The organism is Brachyspira sp., from assembly GCF_050873525.1.
Classification (GTDB): domain Bacteria; phylum Spirochaetota; class Brachyspiria; order Brachyspirales; family Brachyspiraceae; genus Brachyspira.
Map to the genome: position 1 here is coordinate 1 of NZ_JBNMIZ010000146.1, position 6,786 is coordinate 6,786.

Sequence of the window (6,786 nt, forward strand, 5' to 3'; positions counted from 1 at the left end):
GTATTGTATTGTATTGTATTGTATTGTATTGTATTGTAGAATTTACATCCGCTCATTTTTCAAAAGTCCTTTTTTTAGTTTTTAATTCTATCAATTTAGAAAAATTATAGCATGTTTGATAAAAAATATCAATACTTTAATTTATAATTTAGGCTTGACTATAAATAAAAAATTTAATATTATATTCGTTAAATTATTTGTAATTTTATTATTAATTAGGAAAATAATAATGATTAGAGATTTAATTATATACGGAGACGAAAGATTACAGCAAAAATCTTCGTTTGTAGAAAAAGTCGATAAAGAAATTCTCGATTTAATCGAAGATATGTTTGAAACCATGTATAAGGCGAACGGAGTCGGACTTGCGGCGGTTCAAATCGGAATATTGAAAAGGTTAATCGTTATATCCGTTCCAGATTTTGATAGCGAAGAAGATAATGAAAAACCAGATTTCAAATTGGCTTTAATCAATCCCGAAATAATTTGGCATGGCGAAGAAAAAGAAATTCTTGAAGAAGGATGTTTATCTTTACCCGAAATAAGAGACGAAGTTGCGAGATATAAAAACATTAAAGTAAAATATATCGACACAAACGGAGAAGAAAAAATATTGGAAGCGAACGATTATATAGCAAAAGTTTTACAGCATGAAATCGACCATATAAACGGAATAACTTTTATTGACAGATTGGAATCCTATCAAAAGCGAAGATTAAAAAGAGAATTGAAAGAATTAAGAAACAGCCCTAAACATTCTTACAGCGTTTAATATTATGCGAGAGATAAAAAATATAATTTTCGATTTGGATGGCACTTTAATTGATTCCATTCCCGATATTCATAAATCTATTAATAAATCTTTGGAATATATTAATCTGCCAGAAATTCCTATAGATAATATTAGAAAATATGTCGGAAACGGAGCGAAAGCGCTTATAAAAAGAACTTTAAATTATTTTGTCGGTAAATACGATAAAAAATATTTGGAAAGCCTTGAAGAAAAAATGTATAATTTCTATATTCAATATTATTACGAACATTGTATTGACGAAACTTATTTATACGAAGGAGTCGGCGATACTTTGAAAAAACTTTTTGAATCAAATATTGATATGTTTATCATAACGAACAAGCCGAACGACATTGCGGTTAATACGATTAAAAAACTAAATATATTTAATTATTTTAAGGCGATTATCGGAGACGGAATTTATCCTTACCGAAAACCCGACATTAATATTTGGTTTAATTTGAAAAATGATTATAATTTGATTGAAGATAAAACGATTATGGTTGGGGACGGAATTCCCGATTATGAATTCGCTAAAAATTCGGGAATAAAAGTTTTGCTTGCATTGTATGGAATAACTGATAAAAATATTCTTTTGGATTTGAAAAATGATTATTATATAAATTCTTTTTTTGAAGTTTACGATTTTTTTAATAAATAAAAATTATTATTTGTCATTATATTTATTTTTTGTTATAATAGTTAGATAAAATTTTATTTAAGGATATTTTAATTTATGATAGAGAATTTAATAAAAAGATTGCCAGAATTAGAACCGATTAAAAAAAATATCGAACTTGCAATAGAAGAAATTATAAAATGCTACGAGCGAGGCGGAAAAGTTTTGATAGCGGGAAACGGCGGAAGCGCATGCGACAGCGAACATATAGCGGGCGAATTATTAAAAAGTTTTCTTAAAAAAAGACCGATTGACGAAGAGATAAGAAAAGAATTATTGAAAATGGAAGACGGAAAATTTATTGCCGATAATTTGGAAGCTCCGTTAAAAGCCGTAGCCCTTACTTCGCATTTTGCGCTTTCAACCGCGTATTTAAATGACAGAGAACCTTATTTAATTTTCGCTCAACAATTATTGAGTTTCGGAGATAGAGGAGACATATTCATCGCAATAAGCACTTCTGGAAACGCTAAAAATATTTTATATGCGGCTAAACTTGCAAAAGCTATGGGAATAAAAATCATATCTTTCACAAACGAAAAAGGCGGCAAATTGTCGGAAATGGCGGATATTCCAATAAAAGCCCCCGCAAAAGAAACTCATATAGCTCAAGAATATCATGAAGCGATTTATCATGAATTATGCATAAGAGTGGAAGAGCATTTTTTTAAAGAGGATAGATAGATTTTATAAATTATTTAAATTAAAGTTAAGAACTTTTAAAAATATTAAAACAAAAAATTATTATTTGTAAAAATTATGAATTAATAATTTATCCTATTGAATTTTAATTGCAATTAATATATTTAAGATGTTGACATTTTTTTAGATTATGTTATAATAATTCCATTAATTAAGCCGAGTTAGCTCAGTTGGTAGAGCAAAGGACTGAAAATCCTTGTGTCTAGGGTTCAATTCCCTGACTCGGCATATTCGATAATAATATGCAATCCTTAAAAGAATTAACCGAATATATCAATCCTCTATACGAAGATAATCATTTGATAGTTGCCGTGAAACCTCCGAATATTCCAACGCAGGGAGACAAAAGCGGGGACATTTCTTTTTTTGAATATGTGAAAGATTATATAAAATTAAAATATAATAAAAGCGGAAATATATTTTTGGGACTGGTTCACAGATTGGATAGACCAGTCGCGGGAATTATGGTATTTGCCAAAACCTCGAAAGCTGCGGGAAGATTAAGCGAAGCTATAAGAGATAGAAAATTTGAAAAAATTTATTACGCGGTTGTCAATGGAATTTTATCCGAAAAAAACGGAACATTGGAAAATTATATTATTAAAAAAAGCAATAAATTAGGAAATATAGCACAAATAGTTTTTGAAAATACTAAAAATTCAAAATTCGCTAAACTCAAATATAATGTTGTTAAAGAAGATATTATAAAAAATTTGTCTCTTGTGAAAGTTGAACTTGAAACGGGAAGATTTCACCAAATAAGAGCGCAATTTTCAAATATCGGACACACAATATACGGAGACAGAAAATACGGAAATTATATTAAATACGACAGAAACGATATTCCGCTTGCTTTATTTGCGAAGAGTTTGAAATTTCCGCATCCCGTAAAAGACGAGATTGTATTTGTAGAGGCTGATTTGCCGAATTGTCCTCCGTTTTTATTTTTCTTATGAGATAAATTTCGGTTTATATTATTGATTTTTAAATTATATATATTATTATATAAGTAATTAATTTTTTATAAAGAGAGCGTTTATGTTTATAAAAAGATTATATTTATTCATTATTTTTGTAAGTTTATTTTCAAGTATATCCGCATTTGCCCAAAACGGAAAATTAACTAAAGACGAAAGAGCGCTTTTGGATGCGGCTAAAAATGGAAAAGTTAAAAATGTGGAAAGACTTTTGAAAAAAGACATAAATATAAATGTTGCCGATACGGAAGGAACGAAAAATACGGCTTTAATATACGCCGCGGATTCGGGACATAAAGATGTGGTAAAAACTCTTGTAGACGCGGGAGCAGATGTTAACTTGCAGAACGAAAATGGAGAGACGGCGATTATAAAAAGCGTATTCGCGATAAATTTTGAACAAATAAATAGCAAGAATTATAATAATTATAGCGAAATAATAGACATACTTTTAAATAAAAATGTCAATCTAAAATACGAAACTTCAAATAAAGAAACGGCTTTGATGCTCGCTCCAAGCGGATTGAGAAGTAAATTGATAAGAAAAGTTAAAGAGAGCAGGGGAAATGTTAAAGACGCTTTCGGAGATTATCCCGTAATTTATGCGGCTTCCAAAAACGATATTTATTTACTCAGAACATTAATAAGCGAAAAAGCGGACATTGACGAACAGGATGAAAACGGAGACACGGCTTTAATGATAGCTTCTTTTTGGGGAAGATATCCAATCGCAAAAGCTTTGATAGATGGAAAAGCGAAATTAAATATTAAAAATAAAAAAGGAGAGAGTGCTTTAAGAAACGCGGTTTACAATAAACATTATAATATAGCGGACGCTTTGATAAAGGCGAAAGCCGATTTGAATATAAGCATAAATAACGAAAATCTTTTATTATATTTGTCTAAAAACGCTTCCAATTACGATTATAGCGGAAGTATAAGAAATATGATTAGCGCGGGAGTCAATGTAAACGCGAAAGACGAAAACGGAAACACGGCTTTAATCAATATTGTATCCGAAAGTGGAGATAGAAATCAATTAAAGAAAATGAGAGCGATTATAAGCGGAAGGGCGGATGTAAATGTTCAAAATAAAGAAGGACTTACCGCTTTAATGTTAATCGCGTCAAGCGGAGAAGAATCAATAGTCAGAGCGCTTATTTCGGCAAGACCGAATTTGGATGTTACGGATAGAGACGGAAATACGGCTTTAATATACGCTGTTAAAAATAATAATGTCGGCGGGGCTAAAGCGATAATAAGAGGAAGACCGAATTTAAATAAACAAAATAATGACGGAAATAACGCTTTAATGATAGCTTCGGAAAATGGACTCGAAGAACTTGTTAGAAATTTAATATCGTCAAGAGTAAATTTGGATATGCAAAATAATAAAGGAGATACTGCCTTGCTTTTAAGCGTTTATAATAAAAAAAATAATGTCGTAAAAATTCTTATAGACGCGGGAGCGGATATTACGATAAAAAATAAAGAAAATAAAGATATATTATCCGTTATAAGAAGAGGATACGATTATTTGTCAATCATAGAAATTATCTGCCCGATAACTTCAAAAGAAGCGAATTTTATCGATTATGCGAAAGACGATATAAACGGAGTCAAAAGTCTTATAAACGATAAATCTTTAAATATAGACGCTCAAAATAAATTCGGAGACACGGCTTTAATAAAGGCTTCTTTCAACGGACAAAGCGATATAGTTTCTATACTGCTTGATGCAAACGCGGGATTAAATCTGCAGGATAATTTCGGACATACGGCTTTAATTGACGCTTCGAGGCAGGGATACGATGAGGTTGCCAAACAGCTTATAGACGCAAAAGCCAATTTGAATATTCAAAATATTTACGGGAAAACCGCTTTAATACTCGCTTCGTTTTATAGACATGGAGATATTGTGAAGTTGCTTGTCGATGCGGGGGCAAATAAAAATATAAAAGATAATGACGGCAAAACCGCTTTAATGTATGCGAGGGAAAAAGGCTATAGCGATATAGTGAGTTTGCTTAATAGATAATAGAATTTGTTGGTAAATAATATTTTTAACGCTTGACAAATTTTAATTATTTGTTTATTATTATCAAATAAATTGATAAAATTAAAAAACTAAAAAAAGGACTTTTGAAAAATGAGCGGATGTAAATTCTACAATACAATACAATACAATACAATACAATACAATACAATACAATACAATACAATACAATACAAGCCATTATTATAATTTTTGGCTGTTTTTTCGTTGCAAAACTAAAAAATTATTTAAAAAATCTAAACACTTTCTTTGGCTTCTACAAGAATTAAACATTGAGGAGATAACTTATGAGTGAAGTTGTAATAGCTTATATCACGGACGACAATTATGTTATGCCTACGATAGTTTCGATAACTTCGGCAATAATGAATAAAAACGAAAACTCTATTTATAAAATTTATATTGTTGGAGTTTCCATAAATGAAGAGAATAAAAAAGTATTGGATGAATTTATTGTGAAAAATATTAACGATAGAATACATATAGAAATTTTGCATTTTAATCAGCATTATAATTTTGACGATACTCATCCTTATGTAACTTCCGCAGCAATATTTAAATTCGATATAGCAAATATTCTATCCGATTATGATAAAATTTTATATATTGACTGCGACACGATAATTCTAAAAGATTTAACGGAACTTTTTAATATAGATATAAACGAGTATTATGCGGCTGCGGTTAAAGATTTTATCGCAACCGAAATACTCAAACAGCATTTGCCGTTAGGAATAAAAGATTATTTTAATAGTGGAGTAATGCTTTTAAATTCAAAATTATTGAGAGAAAATAATATTAAAGAATTACTTTTAGATTATAAGATTAATAAAGATAGACGCCATTTTATGGACCAAGATTGTTTTAATTTTATATTTAATAATAAAGTAAAATTTATTGAACCTAAATATAATTACATGAGAACTAATTCTAGTTACGATAAAACTCTTTTAGATAAATTTTTTGAATGCGATACGGGAGAAGATACAGTAATATTGCATATAACTTGGTTAAAGCCATGGAATGAAAATGTTGCGGAAGAAAAATATTTTTATGGTTTTTGGAATTATTATCAATATACGGATTATTTTAAAAATAATCCAATTTGGGCAATCAATAAAATAGCCGAGCAAAAAGTAAAATCTTTAGAAAACAAAATTAATGAAAAACTAAATATTTTAGAAGCTGAAGCGAATAAAAAATATTCTGAAAATTGGATTAAATTTTTTGGCATTTATAATACGAAAGAATATTTAATGTTTTATTTGTTTGGAATTAAGATTTCAATTAAAATGAATGAGGAAAGAGTTAATAAGTTGGCTTGGTGTATTCCTGTTAGAAAATGGAGAGATAAATTTAGAAATAAATTTAATTAGTAAATATATTATTTTTTATGTAAATATTTATAGTTTATCTTTTCAAATTCATTGTATTTTTCAATCATATAGTTTATATCAGATTCTAAATCCTGATATTCGTTTTTATATTTTTCTAAATATTCTATTTTAAAAGAGAAAAAAATTGAATTATATGTATATAAACTATCTTTATTTTTATATGCATTTATAAAAATCTCTAA

At 28.9% G+C, this 6,786-nt stretch carries 7 protein-coding genes and 1 tRNA gene; 7 read left to right on the forward strand and 1 reads right to left on the reverse strand.

Features of this window, described 5'->3' with window-relative positions; translation table 11 throughout:
• Positions 1 to 229: 229 nt before the first annotated feature.
• The 7 genes from def (at position 230) to ACR0QS_RS09510 (ending at position 6,583) form a co-directional block, all read left to right on the forward strand.
• The gene (gene def / locus ACR0QS_RS09480) at positions 230 to 772 is read left to right on the forward strand and encodes a peptide deformylase (RefSeq protein ID WP_432633202.1); all 543 of its coding nucleotides are present in this window, start codon (positions 230 to 232) and stop codon (positions 770 to 772) included.
• Positions 773 to 776: 4 nt separating this feature from the next.
• On the forward strand, positions 777 to 1,454 hold the full coding sequence (locus ACR0QS_RS09485) for an HAD family hydrolase (protein WP_432633203.1): 678 nt from the start codon (positions 777 to 779) through the stop codon (positions 1,452 to 1,454).
• A 75-nt stretch (positions 1,455 to 1,529) separates the two neighbouring features.
• On the forward strand, positions 1,530 to 2,156 hold the full coding sequence (locus ACR0QS_RS09490; protein WP_432633204.1) for a D-sedoheptulose-7-phosphate isomerase: 627 nt from the start codon (positions 1,530 to 1,532) through the stop codon (positions 2,154 to 2,156).
• 173 nt (positions 2,157 to 2,329) lie between these two features.
• Positions 2,330 to 2,402 (forward strand) — tRNA-Phe (locus tag ACR0QS_RS09495).
• 14 nt (positions 2,403 to 2,416) lie between these two features.
• Positions 2,417 to 3,130 (forward strand): RluA family pseudouridine synthase, encoded by a 714-nt coding sequence (locus ACR0QS_RS09500; protein ID WP_432633205.1) that lies wholly within the window; start codon positions 2,417 to 2,419, stop codon positions 3,128 to 3,130.
• Between the two features lie 82 nt (positions 3,131 to 3,212).
• On the forward strand, positions 3,213 to 5,189 hold the full coding sequence (locus ACR0QS_RS09505) for an ankyrin repeat domain-containing protein (protein WP_432633206.1): 1,977 nt from the start codon (positions 3,213 to 3,215) through the stop codon (positions 5,187 to 5,189).
• 305 nt (positions 5,190 to 5,494) lie between these two features.
• A complete protein-coding gene (locus tag ACR0QS_RS09510) occupies positions 5,495 to 6,583 on the forward strand; it encodes a glycosyltransferase family 8 protein (RefSeq protein WP_432633207.1) in 1,089 nt (362 codons plus the stop codon).
• Positions 6,584 to 6,591: 8 nt separating this feature from the next.
• On the opposite strand, the gene ACR0QS_RS09515 is transcribed toward ACR0QS_RS09510, so the two are convergent.
• Positions 6,592 to 6,786 (reverse strand): hypothetical protein (locus ACR0QS_RS09515; protein WP_432633208.1); only part of this gene is annotated, 195 nt, incomplete at its 5' end.